The organism is Nocardioides dilutus, assembly GCF_054779555.1.
Genome location: NZ_BAAGYA010000003.1, coordinates 128,450 through 150,638 on the forward strand (window position 1 = coordinate 128,450; position 22,189 = coordinate 150,638).

The 22,189-nt window shown below is 71.6% G+C and carries 18 protein-coding genes; 11 read left to right on the forward strand and 7 right to left on the reverse strand.

The annotated features are described in order from the left end of the window. Positions 1-2 precede the first annotated feature (2 nt). Both ACYVC6_RS16375 and ACYVC6_RS16380 read right to left on the reverse strand, forming a co-directional pair. Positions 3-3,077, reverse strand: coding sequence for an ATP-binding protein (locus tag ACYVC6_RS16375; RefSeq protein ID WP_460715491.1), 3,075 nt, complete (start codon positions 3,075-3,077; stop codon positions 3-5). A 97-nt stretch (positions 3,078-3,174) separates the two neighbouring features. Further along, positions 3,175-3,600 carry an Hsp20/alpha crystallin family protein gene (locus ACYVC6_RS16380; protein ID WP_460715492.1) on the reverse strand — a complete coding sequence of 142 codons (426 nt, stop codon included), beginning with the start codon at positions 3,598-3,600 and terminating at the stop codon, positions 3,175-3,177. A gap of 111 nt (positions 3,601-3,711) precedes the next feature. Between ACYVC6_RS16380 and ACYVC6_RS16385 the strand changes: the two genes are divergently transcribed. Continuing rightward, positions 3,712-4,005, forward strand: coding sequence for a MerR family transcriptional regulator (locus tag ACYVC6_RS16385; protein WP_460715493.1), 294 nt, complete (start codon positions 3,712-3,714; stop codon positions 4,003-4,005). Positions 4,006-4,009: 4 nt separating this feature from the next. Next, a complete protein-coding gene (locus ACYVC6_RS16390) occupies positions 4,010-4,216 on the forward strand; it encodes a hypothetical protein (RefSeq protein WP_460715494.1) in 207 nt (68 codons plus the stop codon). Here the strand turns inward: ACYVC6_RS16390 and ACYVC6_RS16395 are convergent. Continuing rightward, entirely contained in the window at positions 4,213-5,514 is a 1,302-nt protein-coding gene (locus tag ACYVC6_RS16395; protein WP_460715495.1) for an MFS transporter, read from the reverse strand. The two genes, ACYVC6_RS16390 and ACYVC6_RS16395, sit on opposite strands and share 4 nt — an antisense overlap. A gap of 106 nt (positions 5,515-5,620) precedes the next feature. On the opposite strand from ACYVC6_RS16395, the gene ACYVC6_RS16400 reads away from it, so the two are divergent. Beyond that, positions 5,621-6,220 carry a hypothetical protein gene (locus tag ACYVC6_RS16400; RefSeq protein ID WP_460715496.1) on the forward strand — a complete coding sequence of 200 codons (600 nt, stop codon included), beginning with the start codon at positions 5,621-5,623 and terminating at the stop codon, positions 6,218-6,220. Here the strand turns inward: ACYVC6_RS16400 and arcC are convergent. The 3 genes from arcC to ACYVC6_RS16415 are packed head-to-tail and all read right to left on the reverse strand — an operon-like array spanning position 6,196 to position 9,363. Continuing rightward, complete coding sequence (gene arcC / locus ACYVC6_RS16405) at positions 6,196-7,140, reverse strand: carbamate kinase (protein ID WP_460715497.1); 945 nt, start codon at positions 7,138-7,140, stop codon at positions 6,196-6,198. The two genes, ACYVC6_RS16400 and arcC, sit on opposite strands and share 25 nt — an antisense overlap. Next, positions 7,133-8,134, reverse strand: coding sequence for an ornithine carbamoyltransferase (gene argF / locus ACYVC6_RS16410; protein WP_460715498.1), 1,002 nt, complete (start codon positions 8,132-8,134; stop codon positions 7,133-7,135). Before argF ends, arcC begins: the two co-directional genes overlap by 8 nt. Before the next feature lie 5 nt (positions 8,135-8,139). Then, the gene (locus tag ACYVC6_RS16415; RefSeq protein WP_460715499.1) at positions 8,140-9,363 is read right to left on the reverse strand and encodes an arginine deiminase; all 1,224 of its coding nucleotides are present in this window, start codon (positions 9,361-9,363) and stop codon (positions 8,140-8,142) included. A 170-nt stretch (positions 9,364-9,533) separates the two neighbouring features. On the opposite strand from ACYVC6_RS16415, the gene ACYVC6_RS16420 reads away from it, so the two are divergent. The 6 genes from ACYVC6_RS16420 to ACYVC6_RS16445 all read left to right on the forward strand — a co-directional run bounded on the left by ACYVC6_RS16420 (position 9,534) and on the right by ACYVC6_RS16445 (position 17,583). Continuing rightward, positions 9,534-11,078, forward strand: coding sequence for a YfcC family protein (locus ACYVC6_RS16420; RefSeq protein WP_460715500.1), 1,545 nt, complete (start codon positions 9,534-9,536; stop codon positions 11,076-11,078). Positions 11,079-11,207: 129 nt separating this feature from the next. Next, positions 11,208-11,999 carry an ABC transporter ATP-binding protein gene (locus ACYVC6_RS16425; protein WP_460715501.1) on the forward strand — a complete coding sequence of 264 codons (792 nt, stop codon included), beginning with the start codon at positions 11,208-11,210 and terminating at the stop codon, positions 11,997-11,999. Between the two features lie 2 nt (positions 12,000-12,001). Further along, positions 12,002-14,536, forward strand: coding sequence for an ABC transporter permease (locus ACYVC6_RS16430; RefSeq protein ID WP_460715503.1), 2,535 nt, complete (start codon positions 12,002-12,004; stop codon positions 14,534-14,536). Between the two features lie 24 nt (positions 14,537-14,560). Further along, complete coding sequence (locus ACYVC6_RS16435; protein ID WP_460715504.1) at positions 14,561-16,057, forward strand: DUF4389 domain-containing protein; 1,497 nt, start codon at positions 14,561-14,563, stop codon at positions 16,055-16,057. Next, positions 16,054-16,437: a hypothetical protein gene (locus tag ACYVC6_RS16440; protein WP_460715505.1), complete on the forward strand. Its 384-nt coding sequence runs from the start codon at positions 16,054-16,056 to the stop codon at positions 16,435-16,437. Before ACYVC6_RS16435 ends, ACYVC6_RS16440 begins: the two co-directional genes overlap by 4 nt. Positions 16,438-16,461: 24 nt before the next feature. After that, positions 16,462-17,583 (forward strand): acetate/propionate family kinase, encoded by a 1,122-nt coding sequence (locus ACYVC6_RS16445; RefSeq protein WP_460715506.1) that lies wholly within the window; start codon positions 16,462-16,464, stop codon positions 17,581-17,583. Here the strand turns inward: ACYVC6_RS16445 and ACYVC6_RS16450 are convergent. Continuing rightward, positions 17,580-19,949 (reverse strand): phosphoketolase family protein, encoded by a 2,370-nt coding sequence (locus tag ACYVC6_RS16450; protein WP_460716499.1) that lies wholly within the window; start codon positions 19,947-19,949, stop codon positions 17,580-17,582. The genes ACYVC6_RS16445 and ACYVC6_RS16450 overlap by 4 nt on opposite strands. 114 nt (positions 19,950-20,063) lie before the next feature. Between ACYVC6_RS16450 and ACYVC6_RS16455 the strand changes: the two genes are divergently transcribed. Further along, a complete protein-coding gene (locus ACYVC6_RS16455; RefSeq protein ID WP_460715507.1) occupies positions 20,064-20,990 on the forward strand; it encodes a hypothetical protein in 927 nt (308 codons plus the stop codon). A 14-nt stretch (positions 20,991-21,004) separates the two neighbouring features. Continuing rightward, positions 21,005-22,189 carry a 4Fe-4S dicluster domain-containing protein gene (locus ACYVC6_RS16460; RefSeq protein ID WP_460715508.1) on the forward strand — a complete coding sequence of 395 codons (1,185 nt, stop codon included), beginning with the start codon at positions 21,005-21,007 and terminating at the stop codon, positions 22,187-22,189.

Genomic DNA, 22,189 nt, shown 5'->3' on the forward strand with positions numbered 1-22,189 from the left:
TCTCAGTCGAGGCGCCGGGCGGCCACCTCGCGGAACGCCGCCTCGCCGGGGCCGGCCTCGCGGGCCACCAGGGCCGCGAGCCGGTGTGCGGTCTCTGCGGCCTGAGGCAGCCCGGTGGCGTCGCCCAGGTCCGCGGCGAGCCACCAGCCTTCGAGAACCGCCACGTCCTCGAGCGTGGCCAGGTCCGCGGTGACCTGCTCGAGGTCGACGGACTCGCCGAGCCGGGCGAGCGCGGTCGCGCGGACGAGACGACCGAGCACGGCGTAGCGGGCGTCGCCCCGCTCCTGCGCCGCGGCCGCAACCGGGTCCACGGCCTCGAGCGCCGCCGAGGCGTCGTGCTCCGCCAGGCCGAGGCGCGCCATGATTAGCCCGCGACGCTGGTCGAAGCGCCACTTGTTGTGGAACCGCCTCGTGCCGGACTCGGCGTGCGCCACGGCCAGTCGCTCCGCGGCCGCGGCGAGGTCGCCCGTCCGGAGCAGGCTGTCGGCCACGTCGAGGTGGCACTGGGCCAGGATCTCCTGGGAGCCGGCGACCTCGAGGCCCTGCCGGGCCAGCTCCTCGGCGCGGGGGTCCCCGAGGTTGCGCAGCAGCCAGCTGCGGTAGGTGTGCTGCACTCCGGCGTAGCGCACCGAGGTGCCGCGTCGCTCGATCTCCCTCTCCAGGCGGTCGAGGATCCGCAGTGCGTCCGCGCTGCGCCCGAGCAGGCCGTAGGCGTGGGCTGTCATCTGCACGGTGTGCTCGACCCAGAACCCCTGGGTGCCGCGACGAGCTTCCGCGCCGAGCGTCGGCTCGAGGGTGGTCAACGCCTCCGTGGGCCGGCCCTGGTGGACCCGGAGCACCCCGGTCCAGGCCGGCAGTCCGAGCTCGGCAGGAGCGTCGTGCGCCTCCGCCAGCACCGCGTCGGCCTGCCGCAGGTCGCCGTTGCCGCGGTGGCCGAAGGCGACCGCGATCAGGCTGCTCGCCCGGATCGTCGGGTCGGACGCCGCGGCAGCCGCCGCCCGGCCCAGCCGGACCGCGCCGTCGAGGTCGTGACGGTTGCGGGCGGCCCAGGCGCGGAGCTCCAGCGCCTCGCCGGTCTGGTCGGTGGCCATGGCGTGCTCGGCGTCCGCATCGGCTCCGTCCAGGTCGCCGCGCGACATCCGGACCCGGCTGCGCCGAAGCCGGAGCGGGGCCCGGTCGTCGAGAGCGATCGCGTCGTCGAGCAGGCGCTCCGCCCCGGGCAGGTCCAGCCGAGCGAGCGCCAGCTCGGAGGCCTCGGCGAGCCCACGAGCGGCGAGCGCCCGGTCGCCGCACGCGCGGGCGTGCCGCGCGACCTCCAGCGGGTGCGGGTCCGGTCGTGCGCCCAGGACCTCCGCGGCCCGGCGATGGACCCACGCTCGCCGCGTGGTGCCGGCGTCGGCGGCCACCGCCAGGCGGACGAGCTCGTGGCGGAAGGCCAGCGTGCCGCCCCGGTCGGTGAGGAAGGCTTGGCGGACGCCGGTGTCGAGGTGGCTGAGCACGTCGAGCGGGGGAAGGCCCGCCACGGCGGCGAGGAGGTCCAGGTCGACCCCCGAGCCCAGGATCGCGGCGGTCTGAAGGGTGGCCGCTGCCGGGCCCGCCCGCCGGAGCCGCCCCACCACCGCCTCCCGGAGCGAACCCGGGACCTCCTCCCGGGTCTCGGCATCGGCCCGTGCGAGCTCGGTCAGCAGGAGTGCGTTGCCCCCGCTTCGTGCCCACAGCTGCTCGGCACGCTCGGGTCCCACCAGCGCCGCGGCCTCAGCTAGCCCGAGAGGCGGGACGTCCAGGACCAGGTCCGACGCCAGGGTCGCAGCTGCCCGGTCGCGGAGCGCGACGACGACCAGGCTCGGTGGGTCGCCACGCCGGCGCAGGTGCGCGAGCCACGACCAGGTCACCGGGTCGGTCTCGTCGCCGTTGTCCAGCAGCAGCGCGACCTGGCCGCGCCCGATGAGGGAGCGGACGGCGTCATCGAGGCGGCCGAACATGCGCAGGCTCATCGCGTCGGCGGTGGCACCGGGGCCGGGCAGCCCCACCGCCGTCCCGGCGACCGGCGCGCCGTCGTCGAGGAGGACGTCGGCCAGGCTCCCGGCGAGCGCATCCAGCACCGGCTGGAGGGCGAGCTCGCCCTCCTCGGCGCGACCGCGCAGCACGATGACGCCACGCGCTGCCGCCGTTGCTCCCCAGGTCTCCAGGAGGGCCGTCTTGCCCGCGCCCGGCTCGCCGGTGAGCAGCACGACCCGGACGCGGTCTGTCGAGCGGGCCAGCTCCGCGTCCAACGTCGCCAGCTGCTCGGCGCGGCCCACCAGGCGCACCAGGCCGGCCTCGGTCGCCACCGGGGTCGGCGCCTCGAGGTCCTCACGGAGCAGCGCCTCGTGCAGTGCGCGGGTCTCCGCGGACGGGTCGACGCCGAGCTCGTCGGCCAGGAGCTCGCGGAACCGGGCGAACTCGGCGAGCGCGGAGGCCGGGCGCCCCGCGGTGGCCTGGGCCCGCATCAGGGTCCGGACCGCCTCCTCGTCGTAGGGGTCGTGCCGGAGCGCCTGCGCGGCATGGTCCGCCGCAGTGCCGACCTGGCCGGTCGCAAGGGCGGCGCCGGCAGCGACCCGGCGGGCCTCGGCGACGAGCGCCGCGGCGGCCGCCCGCGGCTCCTCGGCCCACTCGGCGTCGGGCTCGTCCACGAGCAGCGTGTCGCGGACCAGCATCAGAGCGCCCTCCGCGGCCGTGCGCGCACCGGCGTGGTCGCCCGTGTCCGCGCGGCGAACCGCCTCGCGGGTCAGTGACTCGAGCTCGGCGAGGTCCCACCAGTCCGCCAGCAGCGCGTAGCCGCCGTCCCGGCGTACCAGCCGGTCGGCACCCACGACGGACCGGGCCCTGCTCACCAGCACGTGCACGTCGCGTTCGGGCATGGTCGGTCGCGACGTCGCCCAGACCGCCTCCACGAGGCTCTCCGTCGGCACCGTTGCACCCCGGGCGAGCGCCAGCCGCTTGAGAACGGTGCGGGACTGCCGGCTGCGCAGGGCGTCGAGGTCGACGCCGTCCAGCCGGAACGGGCCGAGCAGTCGTACGCCGAGCCTGTCGGCCATGGCGTCATTGTGCCGGTCCGGATGGGGCCCCGGACAGCACAAGGGGCGGGGACCGCGTAGGCCCCGCCCCTTGGTTGTGTGGTGGTGGTGCTGCCGGTCAGGCCTCGATGGCCTGCCGCTCGTTGGAGCCGGTGCTGATCTCGATCTTGCGCGGCTTCGCCTTCTCGGCCACGGGGACGATCAGGCGCAGGACCCCGCCCTCGTAGGACGCCTCGATCCGCTCGAGGTCGAGGTTGTCACCGAGGACGAGCTGGCGGCTGAAGGCGCCGCGAGGCCGCTCGGAGGCGAGCATCTCCCAGTCGCCGTTGCGGGCGAGGCGCTCGGCGCGGACGGTGAGCACGTTGCGCTCGACGTCCAGGTCGATCGACTCCTGGGCGACGCCGGGCAGGTCGAACTCGATGACGAACCGGTCGCCCTCGCGCCAGGCGTCCATCGGCATCACAGCAGGACGGCTCGTGGTGCCTAGCAGGCTCTGCGTGAGCCGGTCGAAGTCGCGGAACGGGTCGGTGGTGCGCAGCAACATGGCGTGTCCTCCTGGTTCTGTGGATGGGGTCGGCTTGGTTGCCGTACCTATATCAACTGTTATAGGTATCATGTATTCCCGATGTCAAGTCCGAGAGGAGGGAGAGTGCCCATGGCCCGGGACGCGCACCACCGCGGTGTCTTCGCCATCTCCGTCGCGGCCGACATGGTCGCCATGCAGATCCAGAACCTTCGCGTCTACGAGCGGCGCGGCCTGGTCGAGCCCGACCGCTCCTCGGGCGGCAGCCGTCTCTACAGCCCGGCCGACATCGAGGTGCTGCACCGCATCCGGGACCTGCTGGCCGAGGGCCTCAACCTGGCCGGCATCGCGAAGGTCCTGGAGCTCGAGCGCTCGGTCGACCGGCTGCGCGACGAGAACGCCCGGCTCCGCGGCGCCCTACAGTGACCGCGTGACCCGCCGCATCCTCGCCGCACTGGCCCTCACCGGTGGCCTCCTGGTCGCCGGCTGCAGCGACAGCCCCAGCTGCGACGACCTCGAGTCGATCGAGGAGGAGCTCGCCAACACCGATAGCGACGACCCGAGCTACAACGACCTCGTCAACCAGGCCAACCAGGCCGCCGCCGACTGCAACCGCGGTGACGGCGGCGGCTACTAGGGAGACACGCCCTGGGCGCCGGCCGCGGGGGAGAGGGGCGCGTCCTCGGTCTCGGCCGGAGGCGGCCCGTGCCGCTCGAGGAACCGCTGGGCGGTGCGTGCCGAGCGATGCAGGCCGGCGCTGGCGAGGACCACGATGCCCGCGATGACCAGCCATCCCGCCTCGCCCCAGCCGATCGCGAGGAAGGTGTAGAGAGCGGGCGCCCAGACCCCGCCCAGAGTGCCGCTCAGCTCGGACGCGCCCTGGTATTCGCCGCGGCGGCGCGGGTCCATGAGCTCGGCCTCGAACGACCAGCTGGCCGCGGACAGGTAGAGCTCGGCACCGGTCACCGTGACGTGGCCCAGCCACACCAGGGCGATGGTGGCCCAACCCACGGTCTCGTGGGTGTAGAGCGTGATCAGGCACGAGGCGACGAAGAAGACCGTGGAGACCCGGATCGCCCGGAGTGCGGTCGTCACGTCCTTGACGCCGCGGGCCGCGGCCATCGGCAGGAAGATGCACATCACGGTGTTGGTGCCGAACAGGAACGCCAGCAGCACCCGCGGGGCGTCGGTCTTCTCGACCAGCCACAGCGGGATCACCAGGTTGAGCAGGACCTGGTTGGTCCAGAGCACGCCGAGGAAGAACGTGCTGCCCATCCAGCCGAAGTTGCGCAGCGGTCCCGGGCCGGGCAGCTTGACCTTCCGCTCCTCCGGGGTGCGGTCGTCGTGGGAGGCGTTGGGCAGCCGGAGGATGGCCGCCGCGTTGACCAGGAACACGGCCGCGGTGAACCAGGGCAGCGCCTCGAGGATCGTGTTGGAGTCGAAGGCCAGGGCGATGCCCCCCAGCATCGCGCCGAGCGTGAAGCCGACGTTGAGCGCGGAGTACATGTAGGCCCGCGACATCACCCGCTCGTCGGCGGGCAGCACGTCGATCGTGTAGGCGCCGTGCGCGGCCCCGCCCAGCGAGCCCACCACCTGCATGGTCACCGCCATCGCGACGTAGCCCGCGAAGCTGTCGATGAACGGCCACACCGTGAACAGGCTGGCCTGCCCTGCGCCGCTCACGGCCCAGCAGCGCTTCGGCCCGAACCGGTCGACGAGCCGGCCCATCGGGTAGGCGGCGACGAAGCCGGCGATCCCCGCGATGGTGAGACCCAGACCCACCTGGGCGGCCGACAGCCCGACGATCTGGGTGAAGAAGACGGCCGACCCGGTCATGAAGGTGCCGTCGCCGAGGGCGTAGAGCAACGACTGCGTCGCCAGCCGCCCGGCCAGCGGCGAGGGCGGGCGGAAGCGCTCGAGCAGGGTCTCGGACATCGGAGGTGAGTGTTCCAGCCGGCACCGACGCAGTCGCCCGAATTTCCTGGACCGGGAGCGACCTTCGGCCCTGTCCGTCGGCGCCGGCGCGGGATTCGCTGGTGGTGTGAACGGTGTCGATCTCTACTGGCTGCCCCTGGGAGCGGGTGACAACACGCACTGCGTGCGCACCAACGGGCGCATCTTCGAGTGGCTCTCGGCGGCCTGGCATCGGCGGGACCGGTGCGACCTCTATCACGCGGCGCTGGTCGTCCACATCGACGGAGAGCGGTACGCCATCGAGATGGGACCGATCTGGGGGAACGACGAGCCCGAGCGTGGCGTCGTGGGCGAGGGGCCCGTGGGCCTGCGCCTGCTGGGCCGGTCCGTCTTCTTCCGCTACGAGGTCCGCTGCTGGCCCGGCGGCGTCATCCCCGACGCCGACGAGGCCGTGGACAGCCCTCGGCGGCTCAGCGAGGACCCGGCCCGGGCCAAGGAGATCCTGGCCCTGGCCGCCGAGTTCCCGATGGCGACGTGGGGTCGCGACGAGCTGCGGGCCGGGGAGATGTGGAACTCCAACTCCCTCGTCGCCTGGCTACTGGCGCGCAGCGGCCACGACGTCGAGTCCCTGCGCCCGCCCGTGGGCGGCCGTGCCCCCGGGTGGCAAGCCGGCCTGGTGGTCGCCGAGCGCGCCGGCGGCGCTCAGCCGCCGTACTCGCCGTCGTAGCGACCGCTCGGCGTGACGATCGTGCCGGCCTCCCCGCGCAGGATCGCCGCGGCGTCGTCCAACGATCCGATCGCGGCCGTGCCGCCCGTCATCTCGACGAACCGGCACACGGCGTCGACCTTGGGTCCCATCGACCCCGCGGGTGGCCTCAGGGCCCGCAGGCTGGCGGGGGTGGCTCGCAGGACGGGTCGCTGGTCCGGAGTGCCGAAGTCCTCCATCACGGACGGCACGTCGGTGAGGACGAGGAGCACATCGGCGTCCAGGGCCTCGGCCAGCACGGCACTGGTGAGGTCCTTGTCGACGACCGCCTCGACGCCGGTCAGCTGTCCGGCCTCGTCCCGGATGACGGGAACGCCGCCGCCGCCGGCGCAGACCACGACGGCGCCGCTCTCCAGGAGCAGCCGGATGAGGCGCGTCTCGACGACCCGTTGTGGCCGTGGCGAGCCGACCACCCGCCGCCAGCCGGAGCCGTCGGGCTTGACCACCCAACCGCGGACGGCGACGAGTCGCTCGGCCTCGGCCTGCGTGTAGACCTCGCCGACGAACTTGGTCGGGTCGGCGAACGCGGGGTCGGCCGCCTCGACCAGCGTCTGGTTGATGATCGCGGCGACCTGCCGGTTGGGCAGGTGGTTCTGCATGGACTGCAGGAGCCAGTAGCCGATCATCCCCTGGGTCTGGGCGCCGAGCACGTCGAACGGGTACGGCGTGGTGAGGTGCGGGTCCGAGGCGCTCTGCAGCGCGAGGACGCCGACCTGGGGGCCGTTGCCGTGGGTCAGCACCAGCTGGCTGTGCTCGGCGACGGGAGCCAGGGCGGTGACCGCCCGGTCGACGTTGGCCTCCTGGACGTCCGCGTCCGGCTTCTGGCCACGCTGGAGCAGCGCGTTGCCGCCCAGGGCCACGACGATGCGCACCTCAGCCACCGAGGGTGGCCACGAGCACGGCCTTGATGGTGTGCATCCGGTTCTCGGCCTGGTCGAAGACGATCGAGTGCCGGGACTCGAAGACCTCGTCGGTGACCTCGAGCGCGTCCATGCCGGTGCGCTGGAAGAGGTCCTCGCCCACCTTCGTGTGCCGGTCGTGGAAGCCGGGCAGACAGTGCATGAACTTGACCTTGGGGTTGCCGGTCGCCTTCACCACCGCCATGTTGACCTGGTAGGGCTTCAGCAGGTGGATGCGCTCCTCCCACGTCTCCGCTGGCTCGCCCATGGAGACCCAGACGTCGGTGTAGAGGAAGTCGACACCGCTGACCCCGGCCTCGACGTCCTCGGTCTGGGTGATCCGGGCTCCGGTGATCTCGGCGATCTCGGCGGCCTTGGCGACCACGTCGTCGTGGTTCCACAGCGACTTCGGGGCCACGATGCGCACGTCCATGCCCATCATGGCGCCGGCGACCAGCAGCGAGTTGCCGACGTTGTTGCGGGCGTCGCCGAGGTAGGCGAAGGCGATGTCCTCGTCGTGCTTCCCGGCGTGCTCGCGCATCGTCAGCATGTCGCACAGCGTCTGGGTCGGGTGCCACTCGTCGGTGAGTCCGTTCCACACCGGGACTCCGGCGCACGCCGCGAGAGTCTCCACGTTGGTCTGGGCCGATCCGCGGTACTCGATGCCGTCATACATGCGGCCGAGGACCCGCGCCGTGTCCTCCATGGACTCCTTGTGGCCGATCTGCGACCCGGTCGGGTCGAGGTAGGTGACCCGGGCGCCCTGGTCGAAGGCTGCCACCTCGAACGCACAGCGGGTGCGGGTCGAGGTCTTCTCGAAGATCAGGGCGATGTTCTTGCCGGTGAGCCTGGGCTGCTCGGAGCCGGCGTACTTGGCCAGCTTGAGCTCGGCGGCGAGGTCGAGGAGGAACCTCCACTCCTTGGGGGTGAAGTCGATCTCCTTGACGAAGCTGCGGTTGCGGAGGTTGAAGGCCATGACCCTCAGATCCCTTCTCGTTCGATCGGGCAGGTCATGCACCGGGGACCACCGCGACCGCGGCCGAGCTCGCTGCCCTCGATGGTGATCACCTCGATGCCGTTCCTGCGCAGGTAGGTGTTGGTGGTGACGTTGCGCTCGTAGGCGACGACCACACCGGGACGGACGGCGAGCACGTTGCAGCCGTCGTCCCACTGCTCGCGCTCGGCGGCGTGGACGTCCTGGGTGGCGGTGAGCACCTTGATCGACGGCAGCCCGAGGGCGCCGGCGATGGCCTCGTGCATCGCCTCGGCCGGGTGGGGGGTCACCTTGAGCTCCTTGTCGGTGTCGCCCGGCTCGATCGTGTACGCCGGCAGCATGCCGAGGCCGACGTACTGGGTGAAGGTCTCCTCGTCGACCATCGTCATCACGGTGTCGAGGTGCATGAAGGCCCGCTTCTGCGGCATCGCCAGCGCGACGATCTTGGCGGCACTCCCCGCCGCGAAGAGCTTCGTCGCGAGCCGTTCGACCCCCTGGGGAGTGGTCCGCTCGCTCATTCCGACCAGCACCGCGCCGCGGCCGAGGACGAGGATGTCGCCACCCTCGGTCGTCGCCAGGCCGTTGGCCGTGCCCTCCGCCCACACCCGGAAGTCCTCCGCGGCGAACGTGGGGTGCCAGCGGTAGATCGCCTCGTAGTGGATGGTCTCCCGCATCCGGGCGCGCTTGCGCATCGCGTTGATCGAGACACCGTCGAAGACCCACGCCGAGGTGTCTCGGGTGAACAGGTGGTTGGGGAGCGGTGGAAGCAGCAGGTCGTCGAGGTCCAACGCCTGGATCCGCACCGAGGGTGGCTCGGGGACCAGCTCGAGCAGCTCGCGCTTGGTCATGCCGCCGATCAGGGCAGTGGTGAGCGCCTCGTCGTCCATCTGGCTGAACACGCCGTGCAGTGCGTCGAGGGCCATCGGGCCGTAGACGCGCTCATCGAAGGTCCGCTCGAGGAGATAGTGGCGCGCCTCGGGGATCGCCACGGTCTCGCGCAGGAGCTCGTGCAGCAGGTGCACCTGCACCCCTTGGTCCCGCAACGCCTCGGCGAAGGCGTCGTGCTCCTGCTTTGCCCTCTTGACCCACAGCACGTCGTCGAAGAGGTACTCGTCGTGGTTGGTCGGGGTCAGTCGTTTCAGCTCCAGGTCCGGGCGGTGCAGGATCGCCTGTCGCAGGCGACCGACCTCCGAGTCCACATGCAGGGTCATCGCGTCCTTCTCTCGTGCGTCCGTCTCCCGTGACACGTCGAGCCTCGCGCCGGCGTCGTCCCGCTCCGAGAGTCCAAGGTCCCCTCGGGAGGGGTCCCGGGACAGGTCTCGGCGGGGCCGTTCCCTGGTTGCCTGGAACTGGCAGATCGCCTCACGAGAGGGGGCCCGTCGTGGCCACTCAGAGCAAGACCTCTCCGTCAGCGTCTCGTCGGGGCGCGACGGAGATGCAGACCGACAAGCCTCGGTCGTTCCGTTTCCCCAGCGCCTTCACCGTGCTCTTCGCGGTGACCATCGCGGTCTGGGTGCTCGCCTTCGTCGTCCCGACCGGCAAGTACGCGACCGACGCTGAGACCGGCGCACCCGTCCCCGGCAGCTACGAAGGCACTGACAGCCCGCTCTCCTTCGGTGACCGGCTCATGGACCTGTTCCTCGCTCCCATCAACGGTCTCTACGGGGTGATGAACGCCGACGGCTACATCGGGCCCTACGAGAGCGGCGAGCTGTACGGCGCCGCTGGGGTGTTCCTGTTCGTCCTCGCCATCGGCGTCTTCATCACCATGGCCATGCGGACCGGCGCCATCGACAACGGCGTCGCCCGGATCGCCACCCGGATGAGCGGGCGGGGGACCGTGCTGATCGCCGTCCTCATGGTGCTGTTCTCCGTCGGTGGCACCACCGAGGGCATGGCCGAGGAGACGCTGGGCTTCTACGCCCTGCTGATCCCGCTGATGCTGGCGCTCGGCTACGACCGGATGGTCGCGGCCGCCACCATCCTGGTCGGTGCAGGCGTGGGTGTGCTCGCCTCGACGGTCAACCCGTTCGCGACGGGGGTCGCCTCCGACGCCGCCGACATCTCCATCGGTGACGGCATCGGGTTCCGGTTCCTGATGTACCTGGTTCTGGTCCCCGTCGGTGTGTGGTGGGTGGTCCGCTACGCCCGCAAGGTGCACGCAGACCCGTCGTACTCGAAGGTCGGCGAGGTCGAGGGTGACGACGCGCTTCGGGCGCAGGGGCTCCGCGAGGCCGACCCGCTGACCGGCCGGGAGAAGACGGTCCTCGCGATCGTCGGCCTGACCTTCGCCTTCATGATCTACGCGATCGTGCCGTGGGCCCAGGTCATCGAGGGTCCGGACGCCGCCAGCTACGGGTGGCAGCTCGACTGGTACTTCCCCGAGCTCGCGGCGCTGTTCGTGGTCATGGCCCTGGTCGTCGGGCTGATCGGCGGCCTGGGTGAGAAGGGGCTGACCGACACCATCGCCAAGGGTGCCGGCGACTTCATCGCCGTCGGGCTGATCATCGTGCTCGCCCGCGGCGTCACGGTGATCATGAACAACTCCGAGATCACCGGCACGATCCTCCACTCCATGGAGAACCTGGTGAACGACAGCTCGAACGCCCTGTTCGGCATGGGGATGTTCCTGGTCAACATCCCGCTGGCGTTCCTGGTCCCGTCCACCTCCGGCCACGCGGCCCTGGCGATGCCGATCCTGGCCCCGCTCGCCGACTTCGCCGGAGTCGACCGGGCGATGGTCATCACGGCCTACCAGTCGGCCTCCGGCCTGGTGAACCTGATCACGCCGACCTCGGCCGTGGTCATGGGTGGGCTGGCGCTGGCCAAGGTCCGCTACGACCAGTACCTGCGGTTCGTCATGCCGCTGGTCGGGATCCTGTTCGTGCTCTGCCTCGCCTTCATCGCGGTCGGAGCCGCCCTCTAGGGAGGGGTTGTCGGCCCGGGTCACACCACTGGTGGCCCGGGCCGGCGCCCGTCCGGGCCGTCTTTGGTCCCATCGAGTCGGGGCCGTGGACTCTCCCGGCGACCGCGGATCGAAGGAAGTCTTGGGGCCATGACCTCGTCATCACTCCACCGGAGCGTCGGGGTGGAGCCCCACGGCTCCGATTCCGTCCCCTCCGTCCGCTTCGCGGCCCGCGCCCACAGCGCCCGCAAGGTCTACAACGCCGGTGACGCGGCTGTCACCGCGCTGGACGACGTCTCCATCGACCTGCCCACCGGCCACTTCACCGCCGTGATGGGGCCCTCGGGCTCCGGCAAGTCGACCCTGCTGCACTGTCTGGCCGGCCTGGACACGCTGACCGCCGGACACGTGCTCATCGGTGAGACCGACCTCGCGTCCCTGTCCGACCGGGAGCTGACGATCCTGCGCCGGGACCGGCTCGGGTTCGTGTTCCAGGCGTTCAACCTGCTGCCGACACTGAGCGCGGAGGAGAACATCACCCTGCCCGCGGACCTCGCGGGCCGAGACGTCGACGAGGAGTGGCTGGACAACATCGTCGCCAGGCTCAACCTCGGCGACCGGCTGCAGCACCGTCCCTCCGAGCTGTCGGGAGGCCAGCAACAGCGCGTGGCGGTCGCCCGGGCTCTGATCTCGCAGCCCGAGGTCGTCTTCGCGGACGAGCCCACCGGCGCGCTGGACTCCAAGGCGAGCACCGAGCTCCTCCAGTTCCTGCGCTCGGTCGTGGACGACCTGGGCCAAACCATGGTCATGGTGACCCACGACCCTGGTGCGGCGGCGTACGCCGACCGCGTGGTCTTCCTCGTGGACGGAGCCCTGGTCCTCGAGCTGGACAAGCCGACCCGGGAGCGGGTGCTCGACACCATGGGCCAGCTCGGGAGCTGACGATGTTCAAGGTCTCGCTCCGCAACCTGCTGGTCAACAAGCTCCGCCTGTTCCTGACCGTCACCGCGGTGACCGTCGGCGTCGCCTTCGTGTCCGGCACCTTCGTGCTCTCGGACACGATGGTGAAGGCCTTCGACGAGCTCTACACCGGCCTCAGCTCCGGCACCGACGTGGTGGTGAAGGCCGAGGCGGCGTTCGAGGCCGACGTCACCACCAACGGGGGAGCCGTGCGCCCCCTGGACGAGGAGCTGGTCGACACGGTGGCCGACGTGCCCGGCGTCGAGGTCGCCCAGGGCGGGGTCTACGGCTTCGCCATCATCATCGACAAGGACGGCGAGCCCATCCAGCCCGGTGGCGCGCCGACGTTCGGCACCAACGTCGATGGGGACGAGCGGCTCATGGGCGCGGCGACGTTCCGGCAGGGCCGGGCGCCTTCGGGCGCCGACGAGATGGCGATCGATGCCCGCACCGCCAAGCAGGCGGGGTTCGTGCTCGGCGACACCGTCGACGTCGTCTTCGAGGAGGGCCGCGGGAGCTTCACGCTGGTCGGGATCGTCGGGTTCGGGGAGACCGACAGTCTGTTGGGCGCGACCCTGTCCGGGTTCGACCTGGCCACGGCCCAGACGGTCCTGGGCAAGGAGGGCCTGGTCGACGAGATCGGCGTCATGGCCGAGGACGGCGTCAGCGGCCGTGAGCTCCGCGCCCGGATCGACCAGGTCCTCCCCGACGGGGTCGAGGCCCTGACGGGGGAGCAGGTGGCCGCCGACGGCACCGAGGCCGTCCGCGACGCGATGGGCATCTTCACCACGGTGCTGCTGGTGTTCGCCGGCGTCGCGCTGTTCGTGGGCTCCTTCGTCATCTGGAACACCTTCAACGTGCTGGTCGCGCAGCGACGCCGCGAGGTCGCGCTGCTCCGGGCGGTCGGGGCGACCCGGCGCCAGGTGCTCCTCGGGGTTCTGCTCGAGGCGGCCTGCATCGGGCTGGTGTCCGGCGGGCTCGGCCTCGTGGTCGGCGTCGGGCTGGCCATCGGCATCCGGGCGATGCTCACCCTGGTCGGCATGGAGCTGCCCACGACCTCCCCGGCCCTGGAGACGCGGACCGTGCTGGTCGCCCTCGGGGTCGGCTTGGGCGTGACGGTGCTCGCGGCGGTCCTGCCGGCATGGTCCGCGACCCGGGTCTCGCCGATGGAGGCCCTGCGCGACGTCGTCCCGGCACCCCCGACCGCACGCCGGATCCGGCACACGGCCGGCTGGCTGCTGACCGGGGCCGGAGTGGCCGGTCTCGTCTGGTGCATCGTCGTGGGCGACCAGCGATGGGGCACCGTGTTCGCCTCGCTGACCGCCTTCGCCGGGCTCCTCTCCGTCGGCCCGATGCTGGCTCGCGGCATGGCCCGGCTCGTCGACCGGGGCCGGCGCGGCAGCGGGTGGCGGATGGCGGCTCGCAACATCGGCCGCAACTCGCGGCGGGCCGCGGCCACGGCCATGGCCCTGACCATCGGCCTGACGGTCGTCTCCGCGGTCGCCGTGACCGCGTCGTCGCTGAAGGACTCGGTGACCGAGGCCGTCAGCGGTGGCAACCGCTCCGACCTGATCCTCGAGCCCGTCGGAGTCGGCCTGGGAGTCAGCCCGGCGGTCGCGGACCTGCTCCGGGACCGGGACGACGTCGACGCCGTGGTCGAGCTGCGGGAGACATCGGCCCTGGTCAACGGCCGGAGCCAGCTCGTCACGGGCATGAGCATCGAGGGACTCGAGGACGTGATCGACCTAGGCATCGAGAGCGGCGACCTGGACGACCTCGCGCTGGGCAGCCTGCTGATCGGCACCCGACAGGCCGAGGCCCTGGACGTCGAGGTCGGGGACACGGTGACTCTGACGTTCGTCGAGACCGGAGACAAGACCATGCGGGTCGCCGGGACGTTCAGCAAGGGCAGCCTGATCAACGCCGGCTACGTGATGCCCCTCCCGGACTACGCGGCCAACGTGACCTCGAGGCTCGACGGCGCCATCTTGATGACCAACGCACCCGGGGTCGACCCGGACAACGCGAAGGCGACGATCGAGGCCGCCCTTGCTGACTACCCGAACGTCTCGGTCAACACGCCCGAGGAGGAGACGGCGAAGGCGCGTGCGTCCGTCGACCAGCTGCTCGGGATCGTGACCGCCCTGCTGCTCCTCGCGGTCGTCGTGGCGATCCTCGGCATCGTCAACACGCTGGTCCTCTCGGTCGTCCAGCGCACCCGGGAGCTCGGCCTGTTGCGAGCGGTCGGCGGGACCCGGCGCCAGGTGAAGGCCGTCATCCGGAGGGAGTCCGTGCTGATGTCTCTCCTGGGGGCCACCACCGGGGTCGCGCTGGGCACACTGGCGGGCGTCGCCCTCAGCCGGGCCCTGGCCGGAGAGGGGATCACCACGATCTCCGTGCCGGCCGTGACCCTGGCGATCTACCTGTTGGTCGCCGTGGCCGTGGGCCTCCTGGCCGCGATCGGGCCGGCCCGCCGGGCCAGTCGTGTCGACGTGCTCAAGGCCATCACTACCGAGTAACACCCAACGAGGAGGCGATCTGTCATGGCTTCGTCGACCTATCCCGTGCATGTGGATGCACGTCTCGACGCGGGCCTCAACCGCTGGCTCTGGCTGGTCAAGTGGTTGCTGGCCCTTCCGCACTACGTGGTGCTGGCCTTCCTGTGGCTGGCCGTCGCGGTGCTCAGCGTGGTCGCGTTCTTCGCGATCCTCTTCACCGGCCGCTACCCGCGCGCGATCTTCGACTTCAACGTCGGGGTCCTGCGGTGGAGCTGGCGCGTGGCCTACTACGCCTACAGCGCCCTGGGCACCGACCGCTACCCGCCGTTCACCCTGGCCGAGGTGCCCGACTTTCCGGCGCACCTCGAGGTGGACTACCCCGAGCACCTGTCCCGCGGGCTGGTCCTGGTGAAGTGGTGGCTCTTGGCGATCCCGCACTACCTGGTCATCGGGTTCTTCCTGGGCGGCGGCTGGTACGTCGGCAACGAGGCCGCCGACGCAAGCTCGGGCAACGCCGTCTGGAGCACCGGCCTGATCTCGCTGCTCGTGCTCATGGCCGCGGTCGTGCTGCTGTTCACCGGCCGCTACCCGCCGGCCATCTACGACCTGGTGCTCGGCCTCAACCGCTGGGTGCTCCGGGTCGCGGCGTACGCCGCCCTCATGACCGACGTCTACCCGCCGTTCCGGCTCGACCAGGGCGGTGCCGACGTCGACGACGGGAAGCTGGAGCTGTCCAGCGGGCCCGCCCCGAGCGGCGCTGCGACGCCACCTGTGTCGATGCCGGGGACCACGGCTTCCGCGCCCACGGGTCCGCCGACGCACCGGCCGACACACCCGCCGACACACAGTCACTGGACGGCGGGACGGGTGGTCCTGGCGGTGGCCGGCTGCCTGCTCCTGCTGGTGTCGCTCGGGATCGGCGGGGGCGGCGCGACCGCCGCGCTGCTCGACCAGGCCGCCCGTGACCACGACGGGTTCGTGATGACCGGCGACGTGTCGCTCGAGACCGAGACCTACGCCCTGGTCTCCGACTCCATGACGATCCACACCGACGGCTCGACGTCCCGGGTCCCGGAGGCGATCTTCGGCGACGCCAAGGTCGAGGCGACCAACGGTGACGGCTCGACGGTCTTCGTCGGAGTCGGCAGCACCGCAGACGTGGCCGACTACCTCGAGGGAGTGCAGCAGGCCGAGGTCACCGACATCACCACGACCGACGGCGACGCCGACGCGACCTACCTCGTCACCGGGCAGGACGCTCCGAGCGTCCCGCCGACCGAGGTCGACACGTGGGTGGCCCAGGCGACCGGCACCGGGACGGTGTCGGTGGACTGGCCCGTCGAGGACGGCGACTGGACGGTCGTGGTCATGAACGCCGACGGCAGCGCCGGTGTCACCGCCGACGTCGCCGCAGGCGCGGAGCTCCCGTGGCTCGGCTGGGCCGCGATCGGGCTGCTCGTCGGGGCCGGGCTCGGCGTGCTCGTGTCTGTGCTGATGCTGCTGGCTGCGGTCCGTGGAGCACGGCCACGGGGCACCCCATGACGGCTGTCCTCGTCGTGGTGTTCCTGATCAGCCACGGACTGGTGCACCTCGCGATCTGGCTGCCGCACCCCGATCCGGCGGCCGACCGGCCACTGCCGTTCGTGCCCGACCACTCGGCGCTGCTGACCGCCACCGCCGCACCCGTGGACACCATCCACCGGGTCGCGGTCGGTGCGGCAGTTGCCGTCGCGGCCGCCTACGTCCTGGCCGCGACGGTGGTCGGGGTCGAGGCTCCGGGTGCCGTGGTGGTGACGGCCCTGGCCGCGTCCATGGGCTTGGTCCAGAAGGCGTTGTTCTTCCACCCGTGGTTGAGCCTCGGCGTCCTGATCGACCTGGGCGTGCTGACGGTTCCGGTCGCGGGGTGGCCCATCGGTCTGTGAGCTGCCCCGGCGTACGGTGAGCCCGTGGCGCTGGTCCTGGTCCTCAACGCCGGTTCGTCTTCGCTGAAGTACCAGGTGGTCGACCCCGCCACCGGGAACACCGAGGTCAGGGGCATCGTCGAGCGCGTGGACGAAACCGGCTGGGACGGGGCGCTGGACACGGTCCTCGGCGCGGTGCGCGACGCGGGTGTCGAGCCGGCCGACCTGCTCGGCGTGGGCCACCGGGTGGTCCACGGCGGTGACCGGTTCACCGAGGCGGTGCTAGTCGACGACGACGTCGTCGCGGCGATCGACGAGCTCGCCGTGCTGGCCCCGCTGCACAACCCGCCGGCGTTGAGCGGGATCCGGCTGGCGCGTGAGACGTTTCCGGACACCGCGCAGATCGCGGTGTTCGACACCGCCTGGTTCGCCGGGCTGCCGGCGGCCGCGGCGACGTACGCCCTGGACCACGAGCTTATGGAGCGGGAACTGATCCGGCGCTACGGCATGCACGGCATCAGCCACCAGTACGTCGCCGGCGAGGCCGCCAGGTTCCTGGGCCGTCGTCCCGAAGAGCCGGCGATGGTGGTGCTCCACCTGGGCAACGGTGCCTCCGCGACGGCCGTGCTGGACGGCGTCCCGGTCGAGACGTCGATGGGCCTCACCCCGCTCGAAGGACTCGTCATGGGCACGCGGGGCGGAGACCTGGACCCGGGTGTGCTGCTCCACCTCCTGCGCAACGGTCTCTCCCTGGAGGACCTGGAGGACCTGCTCCACCACCGGTCCGGTCTCCAGGGGCTGGCCGGGGTGCATGACCTCCGCGACCTGCACGCGGCGGTCGAGCGGGGCGACGACCGGGCCGCGACGGCCTACGCGGTCTACTGCCACCGGATCCGCAAGTACGTCGGCGCCTACGCCGCCGTGCTCGGCCGGCTGGACGCCGTGGTGTTCACGGCCGGCGTCGGTGAGCGCGACCCCGAGGTGCGGGCCGACTCGCTGAGCGGTCTGGGCCTGCTGGGCATCGAGATCGACACCGGGCGCAACATCGCGGACGACGAGGGCGCGCGCGTGGTCAGCACGGACGCCTCGGCGGTGACGGTGCTGGTGGTGCCGACGAACGAGGAGCTGTCCATCGCCCGTCAGGTCACCGCACTGCTCGGGAGCTAGTCGTTCCAGGTCCAGTCGCGTACCTCGGGCAGGTCCTCGCCGTGCTCCCGGGTCCAGGCCCGGGCCCGCATCCGGGTGTCGCCCATGAGCTGGCGCAGCGAGGCCGCGCGCGAGCCGAGGCTCGGCACCCGGTCGATGACGTCCATGACCAGGTGATAGCGGTCCAGGTCGTTCATCATGACCATGTCGAAGGGCGTGGTCGTGGTGCCCTCCTCCTTGTAGCCGCGCACGTGGATGTTGGCGTGGTTGGTGCGCCGGTAGGTCAGTCGGTGGATGAGCCACGGGTAGCCGTGGTAGGCGAAGATCACCGGCTTGTCCTTGGTGAAGACGGTGTCGAAGTCCCGGTGCGAGAGGCCGTGCGGGTGCTCGGTGTCGTCCTGCAAGCGCATCAGGTCGACGACGTTGACGAACCGGACGGCCAGGTCGGGCACGTGCTCGCGCAGGATCTTCACCGCGGCGAGCGCCTCCAGCGTCGGTGTGTCGCCGGCGCAGGCGATCACCACGTCCGGGTCGTCGCCGGCGGTCGAGGCCCAGTCCCAGATGCCGAGCCCGCGGGCGCAGTGCAGGTCCGCGGACTCCCGGTCCAGCCAGTCGAAGACGGGCTGCTTCCCCGCGACCACGACATTGACGTAGTGGGTGCTCTCCAGGCAGTGCCGCATGGTCGACAGCAGGGTGTTGGTGTCCGGCGGCAGATAGACGCGGACGACCTCGGCCTTCTTGTTGACGACGTGGTCGATGAAGCCGGGGTCCTGGTGGGAGAAACCGTTGTGGTCCTGCCGCCACACGTGTGAGGTCAGCAGGTAGTTGAGCGAGGCGATCGGCGGGCGCCACTCGATGCCCCGCGTCACCTTCAGCCACTTCGCGTGCTGGTTGACCATCGCGTCGATGATGTGGATGAACGCCTCGTAGCAGCTGAACAGGCCGTGCCGGCCCGTGAGCAGGTAGCCCTCGAGCCAGCCCTGGCAGGTGTGCTCGGAGAGGAGCTCGACCACCCGGCCGCTGTGGGCGAGGTGCTCATCGACGTCGAGGATCTCGCCGGCGAAGACCTTGTTGGTCACCTCGTAGACGGCGTCCAGCCGGTTGGAGGCGGTCTCGTCCGGACCGAAGATCCGGAAGTTGTCGGTGTTGTCCCGCATGACGTCGGTCAGGTACTGACCGAGGACGCGGGTGGGCTCGTGGAGGGACGCGCCCGGCTCCGTCACCTCGACCGCGTGTGCCCCGTGGTCCCTCAGCATCAGTGGCCGGCGCAGGAGCCCGCCGTTGGCGTGCGGGTTGGCGCTCATCCGGCGGGTGCCCTGCGGGGCCAGGTCGCGCAGCCGCGCGGCGAGCCGCCCGTCGTCCTCGAAGAGCTCCTCGGGCCGGTAGGACCGCATCCACTGCTCCAGGAGCGCGCGGTGGTCGTCGTCCTCGCGGGTGTTGGCCAGCGGCACTTGGTGAGCGCGCCACGTCCCCTCGATGCGGACGCCGTCCACGTCGCGCGGACCCGTCCAACCCTTCGGCGTGACCAGCACGATCATCGGCCACGGCCGCCGCTCGATGTCGCCGTCCTCGCGGGCGGCACGCTGGATCTCCCTGATCGTGTCGTGGGCCCGGTCGAGCGCGGCCGCCAGCTGCTGGTGCACGCCCTCCGGGTCGTCGCCCTCGACGGTGAGCACCTCGTGTCCGTAGCCCCTGAGCAGGCTCTCCAGCTCGGCGCGCGGGATCCGGGCGGGCACGGTCGGGTTGGCGATCTTGTAGCCGTTGAGGTGCAGGATCGGCAGCACCGCGCCGTCCGCGACCGGGTCGACGAACTTGTTGGCGTGCCAGGACGCGGCCAGCGGGCCGGTCTCGAACTCGCCGTCACCGACGACCGCCGCGACCAGCAGGTCCGGGTTGTCCATGGCGGCGCCGTAGGCGTGCGAGAGCACGTAGCCGAGCTCGCCGCCCTCGTGGATCGATCCCGGCGTCTCCGGCGCGACGTGGCTGGGGATGCCGCCGGGGAAGGAGAACTGCCGGAAGAGGCGCTGCATCCCTGCCTCGTCAGGTCCCACATGGGGATAGACCTCGCTGTAGGTGCCCTCGAGCCACGCGTTCGCCACGGCCGCGGGGCCGCCGTGCCCCGGCCCGGCGAGGAAGATCGCGTCGACGTCGCGCTGCCGGATGAGCCGGTTGAGGTGGACCCACAGCAGGTTGAGTCCCGGGGTCGTGCCCCAGTGGCCGAGCAACCGGGGCTTGATGTCCTCGCGCTGCAGGGCTCGGCGCAGCAAGGGGTTGTCCAGGAGGTAGATCTGCCCGACCGACAGGTAGTTGGCGGCGCGCCACCAGCCGTCGAGCAGGTCGAGCTCCTCGGGCGAGAGGGCGGTGGGGGTGGTCGTCTCCTCGAGCATGGTCACGCGCACCACCCTTCCCGGCGACCTGGCAGCGGACAAGGGACTTCGGACCTTTTCGCCGGTGACTGCGCGAGGTGGTGGACCCGGAGACCGGTGCATGAGGATGCGGACGTGGACCGGCAAGACGCGGCACTGCGGGCGTGGCTGCTCGAAGGCGACCCCGCCGTCCGCTGGCGCGTGCTCCAGGATCTCGACGGCGCCTCCCCCCGCCAGGTGACCCGCGAACGGGACCGGGTGGCGACGACCGGCTGGGGCGCCCGGCTGCTGGCAGAGCAGAACCCGGACGGCGGCTGGGGACGCGGCGCCTACTCGCCGAAGTGGACGTCGACGACCTACACGCTGCTCCGTCTCCTGTGGCTCGGGCTGCAGCCGGGCCACCCTGCCGCCTTGCGCGGGCTGGAGCAGGTCTGGGAGTGGCGGGCGACCTGGCGGGTGCCGGAGGCCTGCATCGTCAGCATGCTGGTGCGGCTCACGAGCCACTTCGCCCCCGAGACGGTAGCCCGTGACGGCCGCGCCGAGGAGCGTGTCGGCGTGCTGGTCGCCGACCTGCTCGACCAGCAGCTGGCCGACGGCGGCTGGAACTGCCGGACCCGCACCGACAAGCACAAGCACGGCTCCTTCCACACCAGCATCCAGGCGCTCGAGGCGCTGGCCGCCTACGACGACGCCGGCGGCGGTCTCGACACCAGCGAGGCGCAGCACCGAGGACGCGACTTTTTCCTTCGCCACCGGCTTTTCCGCTCGCACCGCACCGGCGAGGTGGCGATCCCGCGCAGCACCCGCTTCCCGGCCTTCCCCGAGTGGCACTTCGACGTGCTGCGCGGCCTCGAGCACTTCGCCGCCGTCGACGCGCCTTGCGACGAACGCCTCGGCGACGCGGTCGAGGTCCTTACCCGGGCGCGCCGCCAGGACGGCCGCTGGCCGACCTACGCGCCCTATCCCGGGTTGCAGTGGTTCGAGATCGAGCCACCCGGCGCCAGCCGGTGGAACACCGGCCGCGTCCTGCGCGTGCTGAGGTGGTGGGGCGAAGGTCCCTAGCGGAGGCGCCCGGGGTGCATGAGACTGGGGCCGCGGACGCTGTACGACGGCAGGGGAGGCTCAGCGTGGAGACCCGGGTGCTCGATCTGGGAGGGCTGCAAGGGCTCATCGACGCGCTCGCCGGGCACGGCTACCACGTGCTCGGCCCGACTGTGCGCGACGGCGTGATCGTCAACGCGCCGGTGATTGCCGTGGCGGACCTGCCGGTCGGCTGGGGGGACGACCAGGAGGCCGGTCACTACCGGCTCCGGCGGCGCGAGGACGAGGCCGTGTTCGGGTTCGCCGCGGCCGCGCAGGCGGCCAAGCCGGTCTTCTTCCCGACCGAGGAGGTGCTCTGGCGGGGGCGGCGTACCGAGGAGGGCTTCGACGCAGTGGCTCCCGATGCCCGCGAGGACGGGCCCTACGCGCTGCTGGGGGTGCGCTCGTGCGACCTGCATGCCGTCGGCATCCACGACACCGTGCTGCGCGACCGTGGCTTCCGGGACGAGTCCTACGCCGGGCGCCGTGAGGGCGCGTTCGTGGTGGCGGTGTCATGCAGCGATCCCGGCGGCACCTGCTTCTGCACCTCGATGGGCACGGGTCCGCGACCGCGGGAGGGGCACGGCGCGCCGTTCGACCTGTCCCTCACCGAGCTGATGGACGACTCCGGCCACCGCTTCCTGGTGGAGGTCGGGAGCGACCGGGGCAAGGAGATCGTCGACGAGATTGGTGCCGCGCCGGCGGGCGTGACCGAGGTCGAGCTGGCCGACGAGGTCGCGGAGCGGGCGGCGGGCCGGATGGGTCGCACCCTGGACACCGTGGGGTTGAAGGACCTGCTCTACGCCAGTGCCGACAGCCCGGTGTGGCTCGACGTCGCGGAGCGATGCCTGACCTGCGGCAACTGCACCGCGGTGTGTCCGACCTGCTTCTGCACGACGGTGGGCGACGTGAGCGACCTGAGCGGCGACCACGTGGAGCGCACCCGGGTGTGGGACTCGTGCTTCAACGCCGACTTCTCCTACCTCCACGGCGGCAGCGTGCGCCAGTCCGCCAGCTCGCGCTACCGGCAGTGGATGACCCACAAGCTGGGGTCGTGGCACGACCAGTTCGGGATGTCCGGGTGCGTGGGCTGCGGCCGCTGCGTCACCTGGTGTCCGGCGGCGATCGACATCACCGAGGAGGCCGCCGCCCTGCGGCGCGCGGCCGGGGGAGAGGAGTGA

Coding starts and splice junctions, on each gene's coding strand:
- ACYVC6_RS16375 (WP_460715491.1), bottom strand. CDS start 3,077: ATGGCCGACAGGCTCGGCGTACGACTGCTCGGCCCGTTCCGGCTGGAC.
- ACYVC6_RS16380 (WP_460715492.1), bottom strand. CDS start 3,600: ATGTTGCTGCGCACCACCGACCCGTTCCGCGACTTCGACCGGCTCACG.
- ACYVC6_RS16385 (WP_460715493.1), top strand. CDS start 3,712: ATGGCCCGGGACGCGCACCACCGCGGTGTCTTCGCCATCTCCGTCGCG.
- ACYVC6_RS16395 (WP_460715495.1), bottom strand. CDS start 5,514: ATGTCCGAGACCCTGCTCGAGCGCTTCCGCCCGCCCTCGCCGCTGGCC.
- argF (WP_460715498.1), bottom strand. CDS start 8,134: ATGGCCTTCAACCTCCGCAACCGCAGCTTCGTCAAGGAGATCGACTTC.
- ACYVC6_RS16415 (WP_460715499.1), bottom strand. CDS start 9,363: ATGACCCTGCATGTGGACTCGGAGGTCGGTCGCCTGCGACAGGCGATC.
- ACYVC6_RS16425 (WP_460715501.1), top strand. CDS start 11,208: ATGACCTCGTCATCACTCCACCGGAGCGTCGGGGTGGAGCCCCACGGC.
- ACYVC6_RS16430 (WP_460715503.1), top strand. CDS start 12,002: ATGTTCAAGGTCTCGCTCCGCAACCTGCTGGTCAACAAGCTCCGCCTG.
- ACYVC6_RS16435 (WP_460715504.1), top strand. CDS start 14,561: ATGGCTTCGTCGACCTATCCCGTGCATGTGGATGCACGTCTCGACGCG.
- ACYVC6_RS16440 (WP_460715505.1), top strand. CDS start 16,054: ATGACGGCTGTCCTCGTCGTGGTGTTCCTGATCAGCCACGGACTGGTG.
- ACYVC6_RS16450 (WP_460716499.1), bottom strand. CDS start 19,949: ATGCTCGAGGAGACGACCACCCCCACCGCCCTCTCGCCCGAGGAGCTC.